A 22,476-nucleotide genomic window follows, 5' to 3' on the forward strand; every position below is an offset into this window, starting at 1 on the left:
GTTGTTTATGACCTTTTTAAGTATCTATTATGTTTATTTTTAGATCAAAGTCACCATTTAGTCAAATACTGTTATTATTTTTTAATTAAAAATAAACAGATAAGACCTAACTCTTATTTAAATACTCTTGAAAGTTTCAATTGCTTTAAGACGGGTTTCCTTTAAATCAACTATTGGTTTTGGATAATTTAACTGAGTATTCGTTTTGGTTGAGTAGGGCTCATGAATGGCTTTATTGTCTAGATGAGCTAATTCTTCAACCCATTGACGAATATAATCCCCATTTGGATCAAATTTCTTTGATTGAGCAATAGGATTAAAAATTCTAAAGTAAGGTACAGCATCGGTTCCTGTAGAAGCGCACCATTGCCAACCACCATTGTTTGCTGCTAAATCACCATCGATTAAATGCTCCATAAACCATTGTTCACCAATACGCCAATCTATCAGTAAGTTTTTACATAAAAACATGGCAGTAATCATGCGAACACGATTATGCATCCATCCTGTTTTGAGAAGTTGGCGCATTCCAGCATCAATAATCGGTATACCCGTCTGGCCAGTTTGCCATGCGGTGAGGTGCTCGGGATTATAATTCCATTTGATTTTCTGAGTATCCTTTTTAAATGGAATGTGTTTAGAAACATGGGGGAAATCAAATAAAATATGTTGATAAAATTCTCGCCAAAGCAGTTCATCTAGCCAAGTCTGCTGGCCTACATTCGTCAAATGAAAGTTGCCATGTTCAGTTCTAAAAAGGGCCTGTAAACACTGATGAATAGACAAAATTCCAAGGTTTAAATAGGGAGAAAGTTGACTAGTTCCTTTTACATGGGGAAAGTCACGCTCTAATTTATAGTCAGATAAATGATCTTTAATAAATACGTCGAGCTGCTCTAGAGCAAATCTCTCTCCAACTGGCCATAGGTCTTCTTGTTCTTTAGAAACAGATGAGTCAAAAAAAGCTTCGATATCTTCTAGAGTTAAGCTGTTTATTTTTGAAAAAGAAGTGGGGTAGTCATTTTGTTTTTCAGGAATCGGATAGCATTGAGGTAAACCGCTAATATCCAATTTTGAATAACAGGCTTTTTTGAATGCACCGAAAACCTGATAGGGCTGTTGTGACTGATTGCGAATAGAACGTAAAGGAAAAATTGTACGGTCATGGAATAAAAATAGTTCTTTACCTTGCTGATTTAAAACTTCCTGTACAGTTTTATCTCTTTTTAATTCATTAAAGCCGATCTCTATATTTGAATAGACGTTTTCAATATTGAGCTGATTTGTCAGTTTACCTATTAAGTCAGCAATACCTTTCCAGTAAGGAGTGACTTGGATAATAAGTGGAATATTAAGCTGTTCTAATTCTTTTTTGAGCTGTTGAAGCTGACGTAAATAGAAATTAATTTTTATAGGTGCGTCGTGGTGCGTTTGCCATTGTTCAGGCGATAAAATAATTAATCCAATACAAGGTCCTTGTTGAGAAGCATGCCATAAAGCAGCATGGTCTCGAACTCTTAAATCCTGACGAAACCAAACCAGCTGATTTACGTTTGACATGAAAAACGACCTTTATAAATTTAAGGGAGCGAGAGAATTATTATTAAAATAGTATATAAAAATAAAAATATAAAAAAAGCAAAGCCGAAGCTTTGCTCTTATTCATCTTTAAAGATGAATTAGTGGTGATGACCACCAGCACCGTGTACGTGACCGTGATCTAATTCTTCTTGAGAAGCATCACGGATTTCTACGATTTCAACTTCAAAAGTTAAATCTTGACCAGCAAGTGGGAAGTTAGCATCAACAACAACGTTGTCGCCTTCAACCGCTTTAACAGTAACGATCTGAACGCCGTCATCTGTTTGAGCTTGGAATTGCATACCAGGTTGGATGTTCTCAACACCTTGGAACATTTGAGCTGGAACTTCTTGCACTAGGTCTGGGTTGTATTCGCCATAACCTTCAGCAGCAGGTACGTTAACAGTAAATTTTTCACCAACAGTTTTACCTGTTAATGCATTTTCTAAACCAGGAATGATATTGCCTGCACCGTGCAAATAGGCAAGTGGTTCACCTTGAGATTGATCAAGTGTTTCACCCTCAGCGTTTGTTAATTTGTAGTGGAATGAAACCACGTGGTTATTTGCAATAGCAGTCATGTTTTTGATCCATTCAATCAATTGAAGCGTACATCATAAAGTGAAAAATAAATTTTGTAGACTACAAAATCTTAATCTTTGGCACTTTTTCTGATGCGTTTTTATATAAATAGGGACGAACTTAAAAAATTCAACTTAATACAGCTTAATTTTTGGACGTACACGTCTTGTAAGTAAATCTTTCATTGTGAGTATTCCAGCCTGAGTGTATCCGTGAATCGTTGCTTGATGTAAACGATATAAAGAGACATACATGGTTTTTGCAATGTAGCCTTGCACACTGACATCACCAAGTAATTCTCCAACGGCCTTATGACGACTTAAAGACACGAGAGAACCTTTGTCGTTAAATGTAAACATCGGCTGTGATCGGCCATTTAATCGAGCAGCCATAGCATCGACTAAGAAACTCGCTTGTTGACTTGCAACTTGAGCACGTGGGCCAAGTGGAGGTTGTCTTGCATCCAGTTGGCAATGAGCACAGTCACCAAACGCAAATACATTTGGATCGGAGTAGGTTTGCAACGTTGCATAGACCATCAGACGGTTAATATTATCACGTTTAAAATCGGTAAAACTTTCTAGAACCTTAGGTGCTTTTACGCCTGCCGCCCAAACAGTAATATCACTTTTTAATTGATTACTATTGCTAAAGTAGATGCAATGCTTATCAATTTTTTCAACGCGGTGTTGAGTTAAAATTTCAACGCCCATTTTTTTGAGCTGCTCAGCACTGTGGTCGGCAGTTTTATCACTTAGAGCAGGTAAAATACGTTCAGAAGCTTCAATCAGTGTAATTTTGACTTGGTTGGGATGAATTTTCTTTAGACCATATTTATAAAAGTTTTTAGTTGTTTCAATTAACTCAGCTGCAAGCTCTACACCTGTCGCTCCAGCTCCCACAATTCCAATATTTAAAGTTCGCTGATTAGGTTGATTTTGAGCCTCAATATAAAGATGTAATAAATCTTGCTGGAAAACATCGGCTTGTTTTCTGCTGTCGAGGAAATGGCAGTTTTCACGCACACCTGTTGTATTAAAGTCATTGGATACTGAACCAAGCGCTAAAATAAGCGTATCATAACTTAATTCTTGCGGATGATTTTGTTGTTCCTTAGACAGCTGAGGAGGAATTAACTCAATTAATTTTTTGTCTTTATTAACGCCAACTAATGTTCCGAGCACAAATTCATAATGATGTTTTTCTGAGTGTGCAAAATAGTTTGTTTGTTCTTCGTGCGGATTTAAAGAACCAGCAGCAATTTCGTGAAGTAAAGGTTTCCAAATATGGGTGAGGTTTTGGTCAACCAATGTAATCTTTGCTTTACGGTTTTTCCCAAAAGTTTCACCGAGTTGTGTGGCCAGTTCTAAGCCACCAGCTCCACCACCAACAATTACAATATGATGTAAATTTTGGGTCATTTTTTTCACCTAATTATTTTTCTATAAAAAAAGATGGCTAAATTATGCCATCTTTTATTTATAAAATTTATTGTGCGTCTGTGCACAATTTGATGTTTTTAGTGCGAATCTACAGGGTAGAGTTTTGCCGCGCTATGTTCACTTGATGAAAAAATAGAGAAGAGGCTAGAAAACCACATTGCGATTTTTTGGAAAATATTGGCTTCTTCAATATGTACGTTATCTTCAATTTGAAGACTACGGATCAGTTGATTATTTTGATAAATCGATACTGTTGCCAAGCTCATGACTTTCATTAACGGCGCAGTTAATTGTTTTTCATTCAGCTCAATGTTTACACGGGTTTGAGTCGTTTCGAGTGGAGCAATAATTTTTGGTTGCATGTTGCTGTCGAGGACTTGGACACGTTGAGTCACATTGTCAAAAGTATTTAAATCAATTGGTGTCGGGTCTGCATATAAAGACGTCGTTACAATGGTCGGTTGCTTTGTTTCTACCTTAAACATTTTTAAAGTCGATTTTACAACAGGCAGTTCAGCAATTAATTTTTGTTCAGGAATAATCACTTCATCACGTGTATAGGCATACGCAAGATTCATTAATTTATCTGCAATCTCAGCACGTTTTACTGCACTTGGCGTACCTAAAACGATTACTAATAAACGTCTTTGATTTAGGTTAGATGAGAATGAAGGACGTGAAGCCGTTAAAGCCAAGTTGTAACCTGCTGCCTTGGTATATCCCGTTTTTAAGCCATCTACAGATAGATCATATTTCAAAGCAAGATTAGTCGCGTGGTGGAAACGTTGGTTATAGCTAAAGCTTGGCATTTTTGAATAGTGTAAATATTCAGGGGTCTGCTTAATGACAGCCTGACTTAATAAGCTAAGGTCGTGTGCTGTAGTGAAATGATCAGGCATCGTAATTCCGGCAGGATTACTAAAGTGAGTATCTTTCATACCTAATGCCTGAGCTTCCTGATTCATACGTTGTACAAAGTGAGGAACATCACCAGAAATTTTTTCAGCTAAAGTCACGGCTGCATCATTCGCAGACATCACGATTAAACCTGCCAATAACTGATCAACCGAAATTTGTTCACCAGCTTTAAGATACATTTGTGATTCATCCCACTGCACAACACTAACCACTGGAGTCGCAGTAATGATTTCTTCTTTTTTCAATTTGCCAGCTTTAATCTCTTTTAAGGCAATATAGGCAACCATCATTTTGGTTAAAGATGCTGGTGCACGTTGCACATGGCTATTATGCTCAGCAATAATTTGACCCGATTGAGTATCTACAATAGTCCATGCAGCAGCTTCAACACTTTCAGGTGCAATATTGAGTAATGCAGCATGGGTTAGGGTAGTACAGAAAATACTAAAGAGGGTAAAAAGAGATAGAAAAAATTTCACGGATGACCTTAACTTTCACTGGCAAATACGGGACACAGATGCACAGCATGCTATGCCTTTTTTTCATGGAAGGCTAGTGGGAATTGTTGCCAAAAAATACATCTACGCAAGACGATACAAAAAAGTGATAATCTAATGTGAAGCCGTTCTTATTTTAAATTGAAGAATTTATGTTGCATTATCAAATTGAGTTCGATGATTACAAACAACACCTTGTTCACGTGACAATTCGTTTTTTAGCCAACCCGAATCAGGAACTTTGGTTACCAACGTGGATTCCGGGTAGTTATCTAATTCGAGAATTCTCAAAACATATTGAATCCGTTAAAGCTTATGATGAAGCTGGTCGTCTGCTAGACATTAAAAAAACGAGCAAGAATCGCTGGCGTTTATTTAATACAGACCACGAATTAATGACGATTGAATATGATGTGTATGCATATGATTTGTCGGTACGTGGTGCGTATGTCGATCAGACTCGTCTATATATCAATCCAGCATGTGTATGTTTGGCTTTAGAAGGGCAAGAGCAATCTGCATGTGAAGTGGAAGTTTTCTTGCCGGATGAATTAAAGCATTTTCAGTTAGCAACAGGCTTAGCTTCAAAAAGTTTAGTTAAAGGTCGATTTACTTTAAAAGCAGATCATTATGATCAACTGATCGATAGCCCATTTGAATTAGCTGACCAAACACGCTTTAGTTTTGAAACCCATGGCATTGAACATGAGTTCGTAATTTCTGGTTCGCATAATACGAATATTGATCGTCTAAAGGCAGATATTGAAAAGATTTGTGCAGCTGAAATAAATATGTTCGGTTCAGCACCATTTAAAAACTATACCTTCATGACCATGGCAACAGGGAATAGTTATGGTGGGTTAGAACATTGTAATAGTACAAGTTTGATCACACCACGTGACGATTTGCCAAAGTCGAATGAACCAACTGAACCTTCTAAAGACTATCAACGTTTTTTAGGCTTATGTAGTCATGAATATTTTCATTCATGGTTAGTCAAGTTCATCCGTCCAGAAAACTTTGCAAACTATAATTTGCATCAAGAAGGCTACACGTCTTTATTGTGGATATTTGAGGGTTTTACTTCATATTACGATGACTTGATTTTATTACGTAGCGGCGTGATTTCTCAAAAGTCTTATCTTGATTTACTCAAAGCACAAATTGATCGCTATTTACAAAACCCAGGCCGTTTTGTTCAAACAGTGGCCGAATCAAGTTTTGATGCTTGGATTAAATTTTATCGTCAAGATGAAAACTCAAATAACGCAGGTACGAGTTACTACAATAAAGGTTCATTGGTAGCATTATGCCTAGATTTAGGTTTACGCCTACGTGGTTCTAGTCTTGATGCTTTAATGCGTCGGTTATATGAAAATACTCAAAATGGTATGCAAGTAAATGAAAGAACCATTTTTGATTTATGTAAGGAACTGACGGGTGATAGCTGGATTGAACAAATTAATCATTTGATTAATACCACTGATGAGTTACCACTTGATCAATTGTTCCCTGAGTTTGGCTTAAGTTATAGAGTTAAAACGGACAAATCTTTGCCACTAGGTTTAAAACTTGTTGATAAGCCAGAAGGTGTACTCGTACAAAGTGCTCGTCGTGATGGCGCAGCAGCGAAAGCAGGTATTTCTGCTCATGATGTAATTATTGCAATTGATGGGTTAAAAGCGACCACTAAACTTGTTGAGAAGTATGCAAAGCAGGGTGGTACTTACACTATCTTTGCTTTCCGCCGCGATGAGTTACTAACTTTTGACGTTGAGTGTGCTACATCTGATTTAACTGAAGTTGAACTGGTGATTGAAGATCAGGCGAAAACCGATAAATGGTTAAAGGCTTAAATAGCAGTTAAATCGTTTATAAAAACCGATGTTTTGTACATCGGTTTTTCTTTTGAATGGCATAAAAAAATAGTCAAGCGCGTTATCTTTGAGTTTGTTTTGAATGAAAAGTATAATAATTGTCAGAACTCTGAAAGATATCTCATGTAATTTAAGAGTGTTCTATACCTAGAAGGTTGGTAAAGCTATATGTATGACCTTAAGTTAGGTATAAGAATATTATTAATAGATTTAAATTATGTATTATTTCACTACGAAATGTCGTTATCACTGGATATTTCGTTGACTGGAAGGCAATGAGAGCCGATACTCTCAGGGTTTTATTTAAGCATATCGGTTCGTAGGCACTGGGCCACAAGCTCGGTCCTCAACACTCAATCAAACGGAAGGGGCTATATATGGCTGGTGAAAAGTCAACTATTATTTACACACTGACTGATGAGGCGCCATTATTGGCGACCTATTCGCTACTGCCGATCATTGAGACCTTTACCAAGCCAGCTGGCATCGAGATTATTAAAAGTGACATCTCTGTAGCTGCACGCGTGCTCGCAGAATTCGCTGATTACCTAAGTGAAGAGCAAAAGGTATCTGACAACCTTGCAGAGCTAGGTCGTCTTACACAAGATCCAGATACAAACATTATCAAACTCCCGAACATTAGTGCGTCTGTTGCGCAATTAACTGCATGTATTAAAGAGCTTCAATCAAAAGGTTACGCAATTCCTGATTATCCGGAAAATCCGACGACTGAAGAAGAAAAATCAATCAAAGCTCGTTATGGTAAGTGCCTTGGTTCAGCAGTAAACCCTGTCCTTCGTGAAGGTAACTCTGACCGCCGTGCTCCTGCAGCAGTTAAAAACTATGCGAAAAAACACCCTCATTCAATGAGCGAGTGGAAACAGTGGTCACAAACTCACGTTTCACATATGGAAGAAGGTGACTTCTACCATGGTGAAAAATCAATGACACTTGATCGCGCGCGTAATGTGAAAATGGAACTTATCACTAACAGTGGTAAGAGCATTGTTCTTAAGCCAAAAGTTGCGCTTCAAGAAGGTGAAATCATTGATTCAATGTTCATGAGCAAGAAAGCACTTTGTGATTTCTATGAAAAAGAACTTGATGATTGTAAAGAAGCGGGAATTTTATTCTCTTTACACGTAAAAGCGACAATGATGAAAGTTTCACACCCGATCGTTTTCGGTCACTGTGTGAAAATCTATTACAAAGAAGCTTTCGAAAAACACGGTAAGTTATTTGACGAGTTAGGCATTAACGTAAATAACGGTATGGCTGGGTTATACGAGAAAATCGAAACTCTTCCTACTTCATTACGTGAAGAAATCATTGAAGACTTACATGCTTGTCAAGAACACCGTCCTGCACTTGCAATGGTTGACTCGGCAAAAGGCATCACTAACTTCCATTCACCAAACGACATCATCGTTGATGCTTCTATGCCAGCAATGATTCGTGCCGGTGGTAAAATGTGGGGTGCTGATGGTAAGCAATATGATGCTAAAGCTGTTATGCCAGAATCAACATTTGCCCGTATTTACCAAGAAATGATCAATTTCTGTAAATGGCATGGTAACTTCGATCCGAAGACTATGGGTACAGTACCAAACGTTGGTTTGATGGCTCAAAAAGCTGAAGAATACGGTTCTCACGACAAGACTTTTGAGATTTCAGAAGCAGGTATTGCGAACATTACCGATCTTGACACTGGTGAAGTGTTATTGACTCAAAATGTGGAAGAAGGCGATATCTGGCGTATGTGTCAGGTTAAAGATGCTCCGATTCGTGACTGGGTTAAACTTGCAGTAACTCGTGCACGTAATTCAGGCATGCCTGCAATCTTCTGGCTTGACCCGTACCGTCCACACGAAAACGAGTTGATCAAGAAAGTACAAAAGTACTTAAAAGATCATGATACAACTGGTCTTGATATCCAAATCATGTCTCAAGTACGTGCAATGCGTTACACACTTGAGCGTGTAGTACGTGGCCTAGACACGATTTCTGTGACTGGTAATATTTTACGTGACTACCTAACTGACTTGTTCCCAATTATGGAACTTGGTACTTCTGCAAAAATGTTGTCTATCGTTCCGCTAATGGCGGGTGGTGGTATGTACGAAACTGGTGCAGGTGGTTCAGCGCCAAAACACGTACAACAACTTGTTGAAGAAAACCACTTACGTTGGGATTCACTTGGTGAGTTCCTTGCACTTGCAGTATCTTTAGAAGAAATGGGTATTAAAGAAAATAATGCTCGTGCTAAGTTACTTGCGAAGACTCTTGATGAAGCGACTGGTAAATTGCTTGACAATGACAAGTCTCCATCACGTCGTACTGGTGAAATTGACAACCGTGGCAGCCACTTCTACTTGTCACTTTACTGGGCTGAAGCGCTTGCTGCTCAGAACGAAGATGCTGAGTTGAAAGCTAAATTTGCTCCTCTTGCTAAAGCTTTAGCTGAAAATGAAGAGAAGATCGTTGCTGAACTTGCGCAAGTACAAGGTAAACCAGCGGACATCGGTGGTTACTACGCAATTGATCCGACTAAAGTAAATGCTGTAATGCGTCCAAGTGCTACATTCAATGCAGCTCTTGCAACAGTTGAGGCTTAATTACTAACTCGTTAGTAAATAGCTTAAGAGCCGGTGCATATGCACCGGTTTTTTATTGCCTAAAAATAAAAGACATTAAAAAAGCCCACTGATGTGAGCTTTAAAACTTAAATGTGTTTATCGACCATTATTACGTCCACGACCACGTGGTGCTTTGGTATTTGGACGAGTTGTACCATTGGTCTTACGACGTGGTTTCTCGCTTTCATCCATTTGCCAAATACGTTTTGTACCAGACTTTTTCGCAGAACCATCTTTATTTTTGCGAACCATTGGCTTGCCGCCTGTACCACCTGGTTTTTTCACATATGAACGTGAACGATAAGGCTGTTCAGCTGGCACATCTTTAAAGTCAGGGTAGAGTAATGGTTCAATTTCTTTAACATCACCTGGTTTTAAGCCAAGTTGAACTAAGTCGATTGAGCCAATTTTAGTGCGAATTAAACGTAAAGTTGGAAAACCTACCGCAGAAGTCATACGACGAACTTGACGGTTACGCCCTTCGCAAATTGAAATCTCAATCCAAGATGTTGGAATATTTGCACGGTAACGTACTGGCGGATTACGTTCCCATAACCATTCAGGTTCACTGACTTTAATGGCTTTAGCTGGAAGCGTTATACCATCGTTCAGTTCTACACCTTTACGAAGTTGTTCAAGCGCTTCTTCGGTTACATCGCCATCAACTTGAACTAAATACGTTTTGTATTTTTTATTTGCAGGGTTGGTAATGAACTGATTCAGACCACCATGATCGGTTAAAAAAACTAAACCCTCAGAGTCCATATCAAGACGGCCTGCTAAGCGTAAAGTCGGGTCATCAACAAAGTCAGAGACGGTCATATGTGCTTCGTCTTTACGAAACTGGGAGAGAACGTCATATGGCTTGTTGAGAATCACAATTTTCATAAAAAATGGCTTCTTCTTTCAAATAACTAGAGTAAACATTGAGCTATATTTAAGTGTGAAATTTGCTTATTTCCCACATAAATCTCAAAAAGAATTAAATTCGATTAAGCTATTATGCGTTAATAAAAGTTGAAAGTATTGTTTATCGATAATTATTTTTAGTTAATTAAGTATTATAAAAGGGAGAATCTACACAATGGGTTATCAGAAGATCGTGGTTCCTGCCGACGGTGACAAAATCAAAGTAAATGCAGACCTATCACTGAGCGTACCAAATCATCCAATTATTCCCTTCATTGAAGGTGACGGTATTGGTGTGGATATTACACCAACAATGAAAGCAGTCGTAGATGCTGCGATTTTAAAAGCTTACGGTGGTAAACGCTCAATCGAATGGATGGAAGTGTATTGCGGCGAAAAAGCCAATAAAATTTATGGCAACTATATGCCTGAAGAAACTTTCGAAGCACTTCGCGAGTTTGTTGTATCCATCAAAGGTCCTTTAACCACACCAGTAGGTGGAGGCATTCGTTCACTCAACGTCGCTTTGCGCCAAGAACTAGATCTATATGTTTGCGTACGTCCAGTGCGTTGGTTTGAAGGTGTTCCATCACCCGTTCAACATCCCGAATTAACCGATATGGTGATTTTTCGTGAAAATTCGGAAGATATCTATGCCGGTATTGAATGGAAAGCTGATTCAGAAGAAGCTAAAAAAGTAATTAAGTTTCTTCAAGAAGAAATGGGTGTTACAAAAATTCGTTTCCCTGAAGGATGTGGTATTGGAATTAAACCAGTTTCAAAAGAAGGAACACAGCGTTTAGTCCGTAAAGCCATTCAGTTCGCAATTGAAAATGACAAACCTTCTGTGACGCTCGTTCACAAGGGTAATATTATGAAATACACCGAAGGCGCATTTAAAGAGTGGGGCTATGAATTGGCTCTAGATCGTTTCGGTGGAGAGCTAATTGATGGTGGTCCATGGGTTAAAATTAAAAACCCTAGAACTGGTAAAGACATCATTATTAAAGATGTCATTGCAGATGCGTTTTTACAACAGATCTTGATGCGTCCAGCCGATTACTCAGTGATTGCCACCCTAAATTTAAACGGGGACTATATTTCTGATGCTTTAGCAGCAGAAGTAGGCGGCATTGGTATTGCACCGGGTGCAAATATTGGTGGTGCAATAGCGGTTTATGAAGCGACCCATGGGACTGCGCCTAAATATGCAGGTCAGGATAAAGTAAACCCCGGTTCTATTATTCTTTCTGCCGAAATGATGCTACGCGATATGGGGTGGACAGAGGCTGCTGACCTGATCATTAAAGGGATTTCTGGAGCGATTGCTGCCAAAACCGTAACTTACGATTTTGAGCGCCTAATGCCGGGAGCAACCTTGTTACGTTGTTCTGAGTTTGGTGATGCGATTATCAAACACATGGAAGATTAAAATCTTATATAGGAAAGCCCTCGGTTCAATTCGAGGGCTTTTTTTATTGCATAAATTCGGGGTGTTTCGGAGTTTTAATAAAACCAGTTTTCTTTTGATAACTCTGGTCTAGGGCCTGAATAACAAGAACGAAAGCAACTAGAAATAATGGAAAGAGCAGAGTTTTCACGATTTGGTTTCTCCGAGAGTTGAGGTGAAAGACGGGCGTAGAGGCAGCAAAAGACAAATCGCAAAAAAGAGAACCATTCCGCCTAAAAGAAAAAGATGTGCATAAGACCAATGCAAATGATGCAAAGTACTAATGACAACACCTCCTAAAAGCTGAGTGCTAGCAAACCCAATAGTGGCAAGGCTCCAAAGCTTTTGATAACGTTGCTCATAAATCTGTAACAGACTATAAGAACTAATAAATACGGTTGCGGGAGTGAGTAAACCTGTCAGAAGCGAAGATAAGGCCAGTAAAGAAGTCATTTGTGAAAGGAAAGGTAAAACAACAGCTAGGCAGTAAATGGCATATAACCATTTAATAGTCTGTAGATATCCCATTATTCGGCTTAAGCCATAAGCAACAAGGGCACCAATACAGCTTCCCATTCCATAGAGAACCCAAAATAGATTTCTTTGCTGTAGGGGAAAATGCAGAGTTCCAGATAAATAATCCATCCAAAACAAAGAATGGGGAATATAGGCAAAGGCACTACACATATAGGCAATAATAATAACCAGACCCAAACGTGATTTTTGTGAAGCTTGTAGAGAGGTCGATTGCGATTTAATAATCTGGGCAGTATTGCGAGTTAATAATCGATAAAGAGTTAAGCTTCCTAATAGAGAAAGACCCGCAAAAATATCCCAAACATAATGTACGGGCATATTTTTAAGTAGGGGAATAATAATAGTGGCGGATAAAACGCCGACACCAATCCCGCTAAATCCTAAAAAATTAACTTTTAATCTTTGTGTGTTGGGAATGTATTTCATTGCAAAGCTAGGCGCCAAGATCATAAGTAAACCACCAGCAATACCTGAAATCGTACGCCAGACAATGAACCACACCAGAGGCATATCCATGAATGAACAGCATAGTAGGCTAAGGCTACCAGCTATAGCCGAAAGTACGATGAGGGAGGGGATGTACTTTTCTTTAATACTGGGCAGCGCCAATAAGGCACCCATGAGATATCCCAATAAATTTGCACTGCCTAAGTAGCTGGCAAAATCGTGATTCCAGTGGTACTGCTCGATCATGATGGGCATGAGCGCGGTATAGGAAAATCTAAAAACACCAATTCCCAAACAAGTTGCCAAAAAGACAATTAAGCTCATTCGATAAAACGTAGACATGAGAAGACGCTCAATTTTTTTATTATTAAAAACGAGTTTATCAATCATTAAAAATGATTTAATATGATGTTAATTATCTTATTTTGAGATAGTGGTATGTTACTTAAGTCTCTAGAGTTTTTTTTAGCTGTTGCAGAGAGTGGAAGTTTTTCATTGGCTGCACAAAAAATGTATACAGTTCAATCGAATATCACGAGCCATATAAAAAAACTTGAAGAAGAGTTGGGGGTTATTTTATTCAATCGTAATAACCCAGTGACCTTAACCAATGCCGGACAACAGCTACATAGTTATGCTGTTCAAATGATTGGGCTACATAATAAAGCTAAAAAAATCTTTCAAGAGGGTGATATTGATCCGAATGAAACCATTCGTTTGGGCAGTATGGAAACGACAGCAGCAATACGTCTTCCTCAATTACTCAATCAATGTATGCAGCAATATCCAAATTTACCGATTGAGTTACAAACCCACCCAACCCGATATTTGTTGAGTGCGGTGCAGCAAGGAGAGGTGGATTGTGCTTTCGTTGCTTCTAAATATGTGATTCCAGAGTTATATAGTTTTCCTGTCTGGCACGAAGAGCTGGTTCTGGTTTGTCCTAAGCGACAAGTGAGCTTTCCAGACAAGGCCACCCTTGCAAAGACTAGATTTATAGCATTTCGGCAGGGTTGCTCATATCGACATGCCATAGAGCTTTTCTTGAATGATTTTAGCGTTCCGCCTTCACAAATCATGGAAATGGGAAGCCTTGACGGAATCGTGAGTTGTGTGGAATTGGGTGTGGGTTTTGCCTTATTACCGAGGTCATATCTCACAAAAGTTGCAGATAAAGTTTCAGTCAATTGTTTTGGATTAAATACGGAATCTGCTTTTTTTACGACCTACTTGGTTGCTCAGTTACCAGAAACCTGGGGAACCAATTTAAAGCAGTTTATTCATTTTATTGAGCAACAATTTGAATTAAAGGTTGCTTAAGTAGAGGCTGATTTTTATACATAAATATCTTACGTAATTTATAAATTAAAAGTGATATATATGTATTTAAAAGTCATTTTATATTCTCACGCAGGTTTGTAATCATCTTGATGCTATAAAATTGTGGAAAAGGGTAGTTTATATAGGCCGGCTATGGTCAAATATGCCCCCTTGAAAGATGACACAAGCAATAATTTGGAGTTTGGGAATGAATATACCCTTAATCATCAATATTGTGGTTTTCGTCGGGTTAATATTTTTACTCGCCCAAACACGTAAAACAGATTGGAGCTTATCAAAAAAAGTTCTGGCTGGCTTAGTTCTAGGTGTGGTGTTTGGTTTAGGACTACATTTGATTTATGGCGGTGGCCATCCGATTCTTGCTGAATCTATTAGCTGGTTTAATATCGTTGGAAATGGCTATGTAAAACTTTTACAAATGGTTGTTATGCCTTTGGTATTTGTGTCTATTTTGGGAGCGGTTGCAAAATTACACCAAGCCTCATCTTTAGGCAAAATCAGTTTTTATACGATTGGTACATTACTCTTTACAACACTGATTGCTGCACTGGTAGGGGTATTTGTTACAAACCTGTTTGGCTTAACTGCTAAAGGTTTAGTGCAAGGTGCTGCTGAAACTGCACGTTTAACTGCGATTAATACAGACTACGTAGGTAAAGTTACCGATCTAAGTGTACCGCAATTTATTCTTTCCTTTATTCCAAGTAATCCATTTGCTGAATTAACTGGCGCCAATCCAACTTCAATTATTAGTGTGGTTATTTTTGCTGTCTTTTTAGGGATAGCAGCACTCAACCTAATGAAAGATGACACAGAGAAAGGCCAGCGTATTTTAACTGCAATTCAGACTTTGCAGTCTTGGGTAATGAAGCTGGTTCGTCTAGTGATGACACTTACACCGTATGGTGTTTTTGCACTTATGACAAAAGTTGTGGCAAGTTCGAATGTCGCAGATATCTTAAACCTTGGTGGTTTCTTGGTGGCATCTTATTTAGGTCTAGCGATCATGTTTGTCGTGCATGCCATTATCTTGACCCTGACAGGTGTTTCTCCGCTTAAATTCTTCAAAAAAGTTGCTCCTGTTTTGACGTTTGCATTTACCAGTCGTTCAAGCGCTGCAAGTATTCCGCTCAGTATCGAAACCCAAACTCGTCGTTTAGGTATTCCTGAATCTATTGCGAGTTTCTCAGCTTCTTTTGGGGCAACCATTGGTCAAAATGGTTGTGCAGGTTTATATCCAGCAATGCTCGCGGTGATGGTTGCGCCAACCATGGGGATTAATACTCTAGACCCAATGTGGATTGCATCGTTGGTTGGTATTGTAACTTTAAGTTCAATTGGAGTTGCCGGAGTAGGTGGTGGTGCGACTTTCGCTGCGCTAATCGTGCTTCCTGCTATGGGCTTGCCAGTGACTTTGGTTGCACTGCTTATTTCAATCGAGCCACTCATTGATATGGGGCGTACTGCCTTAAACGTAAATGGTTCAATGACAGCTGGTGTTGTGACCAGTCAATTGATGGGTCAGACCGATAAAGAAATATTAAATAGTGAAGATGAAATTGAGTTAACTCAACATCATTAAAAACTGATATTAAACGGCTCATCTACTCTGGATGAGCCGTTTTTTTATATGTGTAAATTGCCACTGTGATGTTAATTTTTAAAAAACTGTATCTGTTTTTCTTTTAAATAATTTTCGAAAATGAGTCTATTACAAAAGAGAGTACTATCATGAAAATGTATCAAGTTGACGCTTTTACAAAAGAGCTATTTCGTGGAAATCCGGCTGCTGTGATTGTTGAAAAAGAATGGCTGGATACAGATTTAATGCAGAAGATAGCACTTGAAAACAACTTGTCGGAAACTGCCTTTGTAAAAATTATAGATGCTGAAAATTATGAAATCCGTTGGTTTACGCCAACGGTTGAAGTTGATTTTTGTGGGCATGCCACACTTGCCAGTGCTTTTGTAATCTTTAAAGATTTTACTGATAAAAAGACAATTAATTTCCATGTACGAAATTTGGGGCTTTTTGTGGTACATCAAGATGAAGATGGCAAAATCAGAATGGATTTCCCGATTCGTAAAGCTCATCAAGTGGAAGATTATCCAGACATTTTACGTCAAGCTTTAACCAAACCTTTTAAAGCGGTTTATCAAAATGTTCAAGCCTATATTGTTGAGTATGAATCAGTACAAGATGTATTAGATGAGCAGCCTGACATGAATTTGCTCAAAGCTCTAGGTAAGAGAACTGCAATTACAACTGCAGCTATGGATGTTGTAATAACATCAAAAGCAGACCAGCAATATGATTGTGTATCGCGTTATTTTGCTCCTGTCGCGGGTATAGATGAAGACCCTGTGACAGGTTCAATTCATACCGCAATAGCGCCATTATGGGCAGAAAAACTCGCTAAAAATAATATTACGGCTTATCAGGCTTCTAGCCGCGGTGGGGTTTTATATTGCAATGTCCTGTCGGAGGAACGTATTGAAATCGCAGGATATGGAAAACTTTATATGCAAGCTGAAATTTTTCCTTAAAATATAAGGCCGTTTAAATAAACGGCTTTTTTTTCAAAACTTTACTATGAAAGTCAGCTTAAATTTTCTACTATAGTCCCACAACTATTGATTTTTTATTATTCAAATTAATTGGTATTTATATGTTTATGCAGTTTAAACAACTGACTCTCTCCCTGTGTATTCTTGGTTTAAGTGCTGCATCTTGGGCACAAACTACATTAGTAAAAAGTAAGCAAAATATTGAGGAATATAAATTAGATAATGGTTTTCGGATTGTTCTGGCACCGAATGCTAAAGAAAATAAAATCTTTATTAACACCATTTATTTAACTGGTTCATTAAATGACCCGCAAGGCAAAAGTGGCTTAGCTCATTTGCTTGAGCACTTGGCTTTTAAAGGGACTAAAAATGTTAAAGGGGAAGAATTCCAGCGCCGTTTAGATCAATATACATTGATGACAAACGCCAGCACGGATTACTATTCAACAAAATATACCAATATCGTTCGTCCAGAGAAAACTGCGCTTGATCAGGTGCTGTATCTTGAATCTGAACGTATGGATAAATTAGTTCTTCAAGAAAAATTTGTTCCTTCCGAAATTGAGATCGTAAAGCGCGAACGTGAAGTCCGTATGGATCAGCCATTTGCTGTGCTGATGGATCAAATGTGGAAGTCAGCTTACGGTAATCAATATCTAGGACGTTTACCGATTGGTGATTTGCCTGAGCTTAAATCTATTAAGATGCCTGAATTAAACCAGTTCTATCGTAGCTGGTATGCGCCTAATAATGCAGTCATGGTGATTTCAGGTAAGTTCGATAAAACAGATGTCTTAAAAACAATTGACCAATATTTTAGTCCAATTGCAGCACGAGAGGTTCCAAAGCCTGTACAGATTCCTGTGCTTGACTCTACAAAAATAAAAAATCGTCAGTTCATGGTGAAAAAGGGAAGTGATCTGGCTAAATTCCATATCTATATGAATGGTAAAAATACCAAAATTCAGCCAACACTCGCTTTAGCCCCTTTGTTATATACCATGCAGCCAAGTGGTCATTTATATCAGGACATGGTTGAAACGGGCATTACCACAAATGTAGAGTCTAGCACTTGGTTAGACCAAGATTTTAATGTGGTGTTTTTAGGCGCGATTTATTCACCAAGTAATGATCCTAAAAAAGTTGAAAGCTCTTTGCTAGCGGGTATTGAAAAAGGGAAGCCTTTTACCGAAGTTGAATTAAATCGTGTTAAAAGTTTAATGAAAACTCAAGGTGACCTAATTACGAAAGATGCGGTAGCACTGGGGTCGCGTTTAAGTGATTACACCGTTGCAGGCGGGCAGTGGGATCAATATTTTAAAGATTTAGATTCGGTAGAAAAAGTTAAGCTAGATGAAGTAAATCAAACTTTAAAACAGTTCCTTGTGGCTGAGCATCGTATTGATGGTGAAATTCTACCAACGCCTGAAGACCAGAAAAAAGCTCAACAGCAAAATTCAAAAGCGACCCCTAAAACTCTAGATCAGGTAGAAGTAAAAGCCGAGCCTTTAAAAGATCCAAAGGTATATCAACAAGAAGTTGCTGAGTTTTTAAAATCTTCTAAGCAATATGTTGAAAGTAATGAGAAAAAGATTATCCGTGGAAAACTGAAAAATGGAATGAAATATGCCTTATTCCCAGTTGAAACACGTGATGATCGTACTTATGCAACGATTACCATGGACTTCGGGACAGAAAAATCTTTATTTAATAAAGGTACGGTAGTTGATTTAACCTCATACTTATTGCTTCGTGGTTCTGATAAATATAGTTTGCAAGATATCGCTGATAAGTCGATTGATGCAGGCGGCGCGGCTTATGCAAGTGCTGACGGCAATGGCATGACGATTAACATTCAGTCTAAATCAGAAAAATTTGATGAGTTTTTCAAGTTTGTTCTTGATGTGATGAAAAATCCGAAATTTGAGCAATCTCAATTTGATTTAATTAAATCGCAAAGCTTATCAAGCCTTGATCGTCCTTATACCGAGCCAGATGTAGTAGCAGGCTTAACACTTTCACGTTTGCTTGAAGAATATCAACCGGGTGATTTGCGTTATCACTTTGAACCTGAACTGGCAAAACAGCAGTTGAAAAATGCAACTCAAGAGCAAGTGAAAGAGTTGTATGAGCGTTTCTTTGCAATGAACCACGCTCAAATTGCCATTACAGGCGAATTTGATGCGAAAAAGATGCAGAAATTACTGAATCAGGAGTTTGGTCGTTGGAACGGTAAACAGCCATATCAAAAAATCTTGATTGATCACGTTGATTTTCCAGCACAGAAAGTTCATGTTTTATCTGAGCAACGTGAATTTGGTAGCTACCAAAGCGTACTGTCACTGCCAGTTGGGAAAAACCATCCAGATGCACCTGCTCTCATTTTAATGAACTATATTTTAGGCGAATCTCAAATTTCATCACGTTTGGCTCAAGAGCTTCGTGAGAAAAATGCACTAGTTTATGGTTTTGGAAGTGGGCTGCAACTCGACCGTGATACAAATGTAGGGGCTTTGAGTATTAGTGCAAATTATACTTCGGGTCGTTCAGCCCAAGTGTCTGCATCAATACATAAAGTGTTAAATGACTTGGTAAAAAATGGGATAACTGAGCAAGAACTTGAAGCTGCTAAAGCAGATATCATGAAGAAACGAGTTACGGCATTAGAAGATGAACGTAATATTCATGGGATGTTAAATCTACAGCTTGAAACAGACAAAACATTGCAAGACCGAATTCGTCATGATCAAGAGTTAACTAAATTGACTATTGCGGACGTCAATAGAGTAATTAAAAAGTATATTAAACCTGAGCATTTGGTCGAAGTGATGGCTGATCAATATGGTCAGGCAGCAAAAAAATAAAGTCTTCTCGCAAATAAAAAGCCACTGAATCGTGGCTTTTTATTATTTGGGTTTTTAAATCATATTAATGATCGTGTTTATGTGCGTGAAAATCTTCATTTTTACGGAAACGTAAATAATTTTCGAATTGCTCACAATACTCATCGAAGTTATCTTCAAGCATCATTTGAAATTGTTGAAGAAGGTAAGACATGACCTGATCTTTCGCATCACGCATTTCATTGCCATCTTTAAAGTTATTTGCTGCTACCCATGTATTGAAGCGGGCAGTAGCAAACAACATTGCAGCACTCACTTGACCACGTAACTCAGCTGGATCTACTTTTTTATCTTTTGGCGGGCGACAAAAATCATTAGCCTGTTTAATAAACTCATCCGCACGCTCAAAGAAAACAGCATTTAACGCTTCTTCTTCAGTAATATCTGTTGCATTAATCTTTTGAGACATGACTTATTCCCGCAAAAATAGAGCTGCTTATTATAGGCAAACGCTTGCGGAAACAAAACCTTTGACTTAGTCTGTAAATAGCCTAAGTATTGATAGGAGAGAATAATATGCAAGATGCAATTGCGATTCAAAGTTTAAAGACAGATATTGCTTTATTACGACAGCATGTTTTCCCACCTCAATATTTAGAACATGTTGAAGGGTTGCCGATTTATTATGGCTTGCAAAAAGAAGTCGAAAATTATTACCAACAATGGCAGGGCCTAATTGAAAGGGCACAAGAGCTTTTTCAGCCATTTATGGAAGATGAATTACCAGATGCTATTCATTTACCAAGTCATTTAAATTTACCGCTGTTCTTTTTTCATGTAGACCGAATACGGATTAATAAAACACGCGCAAAAGAATCTAAAACTTTCCGCGGTGTAGCGAGTCTTATTGAAAAATGCGGACAGTTTGAAACAGACCAGATATTTACGATGCAAGAATGGTTGCAAAGCGATGATACCGCGGCTCTAGTCGCTCACCGTGAATTCATCGATTTAAGAACTTATGTGTTTCAACATGGGCAAAGTGAATATACCCGTTCACGGTTTTATACCAATGGTATTGTGCTAGGGGTTGAGCCGCATTTTAAATTGGTCGATGCTCGCGATAAACCAAGAAAGCAGCGCAGTGATAGCTATAGTGATCCGTTAGCAGATAACGGTGTATGGAAAGTATTTGGTAAGTATCGATAAAAAGTCGCTGCATGTTTACAGCGCCTTTTTATAAATTACCAGAAAGTTTCAGTCTGACTAAACGTTTGTAAAGCTTTTGCTGAACGCTTTTGTAGTTGCGGCTGTTTGGCTTTTACCCAGCCTAGAGCAAACCAGAAAGATGGGTCATTTTCGACAGCTTTATTGAAAATACCTTCTGCAATAAATAAGTCGTTATAGTGACCTAAAGTGTTTTGTACAGGTTGTAGCTGTTTTAAATATTGCTGTACTTTTTTGTTTAAATAAAGACTTGAAATAAATTCAACACAATAACGTAGCTGCTTAGCTTGCTTTCTTATTTTGTGCTGTTCAACAACTTCAAGCTCAGAGAAATGGTCAGCATGGCTAATCACTTTATGATGTAACTTATCTAAACTCTTTTTAATATGTTTTTTTAACCCACCAGTTTTGCTCTCTGAATCTTCTTCTGAATAAGCAAATGCTAATAAATCAAGTAATAGCTTAATCGTGTCCGCAGAGGTAAAGATTGTTGAAAGTTCTTTTGAGGGCTGGGTTGAAACTGGTAGTAAAAGTTCAGGTGAACCGTGTTGTTGAATAGTAGGTAGCACTTCGGTGCGAATAGCATCTTCATCACGAGTGTCTCCAAGCTTACGGAAAAGCTCAGCAATTTGTTCTTCCCAAAGTGGATTTAGCTCGCCTGACCAACCAGCGAAATGCTTAAGCGCACTACGTAAACGACGTAAGCTTACACGTGCCTGATGAATATGCTCAGCTTCAGCAACGCCATCGGCAATGACAGCCATATTTGGCAAAAATTGTTCTAAACAGTTTTCGACAATCTTTTTGAGAGCCTGTTCAGCAGTAATATCTTTATTTAGTGTCAGAGCTTTGGCATGAACAGCAGGTGAGGCAGCTTGCCCTAGTGCTAATAGGTTGCCACGCTCAGCTTTACTTCTTACATCAAGCCAAAGTGAATAACGATTAATCCATTGCTGTGCAAATTGAATAAGCGTTTTCACTGGACCTTGCTTGAGTTCAAATTCGACTTCGCAAATTACACTTTCTGCATCCGCCGTTTTTACCACACCATCATCTAAGCAAACTTCAATCGCCGTATTATCTGCTTCAAATACGTGGTAGGTACGATGTACATCCGTCTCAAACTGCAAACTCAATTTTTCAGCTTGTGTTCCTAAAGCTGTATTAATTAAATCCATGACTACTTTATTATCTTGATATAACTCAAGGTTTAAGTCAGGTTCTTGCTCACACTTACCTAAATGAATTTCTTCTTCAACACGGTGGAGATGGCTTTGACCTGCGGCTTTAAATGTTTGTACCCATTGATCATCTTCTTTACGTAGACGTAAGGCCATACCATTTTTTGCAAGCAGTCGATCAGGGGTATCGTAATACTTGGCCTGTAAGTGAATATTCTTTGCTTTGTGTTTTTTTAAGTATTGTTGGACAGTTTTTTTCTTCGATTCAGGTAACTGAAACTTTAGTTCAACTTCGACCATAATATATCTCCCTGAATCAGGTATTTAGACTATCTTGAATAAGTATAATAGCTTAGCGTTAAAAATAATGATTTTGATAGAGAAAGTTACAATCAAACATATGACGCTACACTTTTATTTAGGTGTACAATCAGGTGACG

The 22,476-nt window shown here is 38.3% G+C and carries 17 protein-coding genes; 8 read left to right on the forward strand and 9 right to left on the reverse strand.

Features of this window, described 5'->3' with window-relative positions:
- Positions 1 to 117: 117 nt before the first annotated feature.
- The 4 genes from phrB to dacD all read right to left on the reverse strand — a co-directional run bounded on the left by phrB (position 118) and on the right by dacD (position 5,002).
- Positions 118 to 1,560 (reverse strand): cryptochrome/photolyase family protein, encoded by a 1,443-nt coding sequence (gene phrB / locus F931_RS04900; RefSeq protein ID WP_016140324.1) that lies wholly within the window; start codon positions 1,558 to 1,560, stop codon positions 118 to 120.
- Between the two features lie 119 nt (positions 1,561 to 1,679).
- Complete coding sequence (slyD, locus tag F931_RS04905; RefSeq protein WP_002118581.1) at positions 1,680 to 2,162, reverse strand: FKBP-type peptidyl-prolyl cis-trans isomerase; 483 nt, start codon at positions 2,160 to 2,162, stop codon at positions 1,680 to 1,682.
- A 135-nt stretch (positions 2,163 to 2,297) separates the two neighbouring features.
- A complete protein-coding gene (gene ndh, locus F931_RS04910) occupies positions 2,298 to 3,584 on the reverse strand; it encodes an NAD(P)/FAD-dependent oxidoreductase (protein ID WP_016140325.1) in 1,287 nt (428 codons plus the stop codon).
- Positions 3,585 to 3,682: 98 nt separating this feature from the next.
- Positions 3,683 to 5,002: a D-alanyl-D-alanine carboxypeptidase PBP6B gene (gene dacD, locus F931_RS04915; protein WP_016140326.1), complete on the reverse strand. Its 1,320-nt coding sequence runs from the start codon at positions 5,000 to 5,002 to the stop codon at positions 3,683 to 3,685.
- A 170-nt stretch (positions 5,003 to 5,172) separates the two neighbouring features.
- On the opposite strand from dacD, the gene F931_RS04920 reads away from it, so the two are divergent.
- Together F931_RS04920 and F931_RS04925 are read left to right on the forward strand one after the other, a co-directional pair.
- The gene (locus F931_RS04920) at positions 5,173 to 6,876 is read left to right on the forward strand and encodes a M61 family metallopeptidase (RefSeq protein ID WP_016140327.1); all 1,704 of its coding nucleotides are present in this window, start codon (positions 5,173 to 5,175) and stop codon (positions 6,874 to 6,876) included.
- 398 nt (positions 6,877 to 7,274) lie between these two features.
- Positions 7,275 to 9,512: an NADP-dependent isocitrate dehydrogenase gene (locus tag F931_RS04925; RefSeq protein WP_002118624.1), complete on the forward strand. Its 2,238-nt coding sequence runs from the start codon at positions 7,275 to 7,277 to the stop codon at positions 9,510 to 9,512.
- Positions 9,513 to 9,629: 117 nt separating this feature from the next.
- Here F931_RS04925 and rluE read toward each other — a convergent pair whose 3' ends face one another.
- A complete protein-coding gene (gene rluE / locus F931_RS04930) occupies positions 9,630 to 10,421 on the reverse strand; it encodes an rRNA large subunit pseudouridine synthase E (protein ID WP_016140328.1) in 792 nt (263 codons plus the stop codon).
- A gap of 196 nt (positions 10,422 to 10,617) precedes the next feature.
- On the opposite strand from rluE, the gene icd reads away from it, so the two are divergent.
- Positions 10,618 to 11,874: an NADP-dependent isocitrate dehydrogenase gene (icd, locus tag F931_RS04935; RefSeq protein WP_016140329.1), complete on the forward strand. Its 1,257-nt coding sequence runs from the start codon at positions 10,618 to 10,620 to the stop codon at positions 11,872 to 11,874.
- A gap of 43 nt (positions 11,875 to 11,917) precedes the next feature.
- Here the strand turns inward: icd and F931_RS21850 are convergent, their stop codons facing one another.
- Together F931_RS21850 and F931_RS04940 are read right to left on the reverse strand one after the other, a co-directional pair.
- Complete coding sequence (locus F931_RS21850; protein WP_013197121.1) at positions 11,918 to 12,043, reverse strand: hypothetical protein; 126 nt, start codon at positions 12,041 to 12,043, stop codon at positions 11,918 to 11,920.
- On the reverse strand, positions 12,040 to 13,218 hold the full coding sequence (locus tag F931_RS04940; RefSeq protein ID WP_025470255.1) for a YbfB/YjiJ family MFS transporter: 1,179 nt from the start codon (positions 13,216 to 13,218) through the stop codon (positions 12,040 to 12,042). The genes F931_RS21850 and F931_RS04940 overlap by 4 nt, the downstream gene beginning before the upstream one ends.
- A gap of 96 nt (positions 13,219 to 13,314) precedes the next feature.
- Here F931_RS04940 and oxyR point away from each other — a divergent pair, with 96 nt between their 5' ends.
- From oxyR to F931_RS04960, 4 genes are all read left to right on the forward strand, one after another.
- Positions 13,315 to 14,196 (forward strand): LysR family transcriptional regulator, encoded by an 882-nt coding sequence (oxyR, locus tag F931_RS04945; protein WP_016140331.1) that lies wholly within the window; start codon positions 13,315 to 13,317, stop codon positions 14,194 to 14,196.
- Positions 14,197 to 14,404: 208 nt separating this feature from the next.
- Entirely contained in the window at positions 14,405 to 15,799 is a 1,395-nt protein-coding gene (gene ydjN, locus F931_RS04950) for an L-cystine transporter (protein ID WP_016140332.1), read from the forward strand.
- 149 nt (positions 15,800 to 15,948) lie between these two features.
- Complete coding sequence (locus tag F931_RS04955) at positions 15,949 to 16,764, forward strand: PhzF family phenazine biosynthesis protein (RefSeq protein WP_016140333.1); 816 nt, start codon at positions 15,949 to 15,951, stop codon at positions 16,762 to 16,764.
- Between the two features lie 122 nt (positions 16,765 to 16,886).
- Complete coding sequence (locus F931_RS04960) at positions 16,887 to 19,649, forward strand: M16 family metallopeptidase (protein ID WP_016140334.1); 2,763 nt, start codon at positions 16,887 to 16,889, stop codon at positions 19,647 to 19,649.
- Between the two features lie 64 nt (positions 19,650 to 19,713).
- On the opposite strand, the gene F931_RS04965 is transcribed toward F931_RS04960, so the two are convergent.
- A complete protein-coding gene (locus F931_RS04965) occupies positions 19,714 to 20,097 on the reverse strand; it encodes a DUF3144 domain-containing protein (protein ID WP_002118682.1) in 384 nt (127 codons plus the stop codon).
- Positions 20,098 to 20,204: 107 nt separating this feature from the next.
- Between F931_RS04965 and F931_RS04970 the strand changes: the two genes are divergently transcribed.
- Positions 20,205 to 20,837, forward strand: coding sequence for a hypothetical protein (locus tag F931_RS04970; protein WP_016140335.1), 633 nt, complete (start codon positions 20,205 to 20,207; stop codon positions 20,835 to 20,837).
- A 35-nt stretch (positions 20,838 to 20,872) separates the two neighbouring features.
- On the opposite strand, the gene ygiF is transcribed toward F931_RS04970, so the two are convergent.
- Positions 20,873 to 22,336 (reverse strand): CYTH and CHAD domain-containing protein, encoded by a 1,464-nt coding sequence (gene ygiF / locus F931_RS04975; RefSeq protein WP_016140336.1) that lies wholly within the window; start codon positions 22,334 to 22,336, stop codon positions 20,873 to 20,875.
- Between the last annotated feature and the right edge of the window lie 140 nt (positions 22,337 to 22,476).

The organism is Acinetobacter pittii ANC 4050 (genome assembly GCF_000399685.1).
In the GTDB taxonomy this organism is placed as follows: Bacteria; Pseudomonadota; Gammaproteobacteria; order Pseudomonadales; family Moraxellaceae; genus Acinetobacter; species Acinetobacter pittii_E.

Bases quoted from the DNA above. Each gene is read 5' to 3' on its own strand.
- F931_RS04970 (WP_016140335.1), top strand. From the start codon at position 20,205: ATGCAAGATGCAATTGCGATTCAAAGTTTAAAGACAGATATTGCTTTA.
- F931_RS04960 (WP_016140334.1), top strand. From the start codon at position 16,887: ATGTTTATGCAGTTTAAACAACTGACTCTCTCCCTGTGTATTCTTGGT.
- F931_RS04965 (WP_002118682.1), bottom strand. From the start codon at position 20,097: ATGTCTCAAAAGATTAATGCAACAGATATTACTGAAGAAGAAGCGTTA.
- F931_RS04955 (WP_016140333.1), top strand. From the start codon at position 15,949: ATGAAAATGTATCAAGTTGACGCTTTTACAAAAGAGCTATTTCGTGGA.
- F931_RS04925 (WP_002118624.1), top strand. From the start codon at position 7,275: ATGGCTGGTGAAAAGTCAACTATTATTTACACACTGACTGATGAGGCG.
- slyD (WP_002118581.1), bottom strand. From the start codon at position 2,162: ATGACTGCTATTGCAAATAACCACGTGGTTTCATTCCACTACAAATTA.
- F931_RS04940 (WP_025470255.1), bottom strand. From the start codon at position 13,218: ATGTCTACGTTTTATCGAATGAGCTTAATTGTCTTTTTGGCAACTTGT.
- F931_RS04920 (WP_016140327.1), top strand. From the start codon at position 5,173: ATGTTGCATTATCAAATTGAGTTCGATGATTACAAACAACACCTTGTT.
- rluE (WP_016140328.1), bottom strand. From the start codon at position 10,421: ATGAAAATTGTGATTCTCAACAAGCCATATGACGTTCTCTCCCAGTTT.
- oxyR (WP_016140331.1), top strand. From the start codon at position 13,315: ATGTTACTTAAGTCTCTAGAGTTTTTTTTAGCTGTTGCAGAGAGTGGA.
- phrB (WP_016140324.1), bottom strand. From the start codon at position 1,560: ATGTCAAACGTAAATCAGCTGGTTTGGTTTCGTCAGGATTTAAGAGTT.
- ygiF (WP_016140336.1), bottom strand. From the start codon at position 22,336: ATGGTCGAAGTTGAACTAAAGTTTCAGTTACCTGAATCGAAGAAAAAA.
- icd (WP_016140329.1), top strand. From the start codon at position 10,618: ATGGGTTATCAGAAGATCGTGGTTCCTGCCGACGGTGACAAAATCAAA.
- ndh (WP_016140325.1), bottom strand. From the start codon at position 3,584: ATGACCCAAAATTTACATCATATTGTAATTGTTGGTGGTGGAGCTGGT.
- ydjN (WP_016140332.1), top strand. From the start codon at position 14,405: ATGAATATACCCTTAATCATCAATATTGTGGTTTTCGTCGGGTTAATA.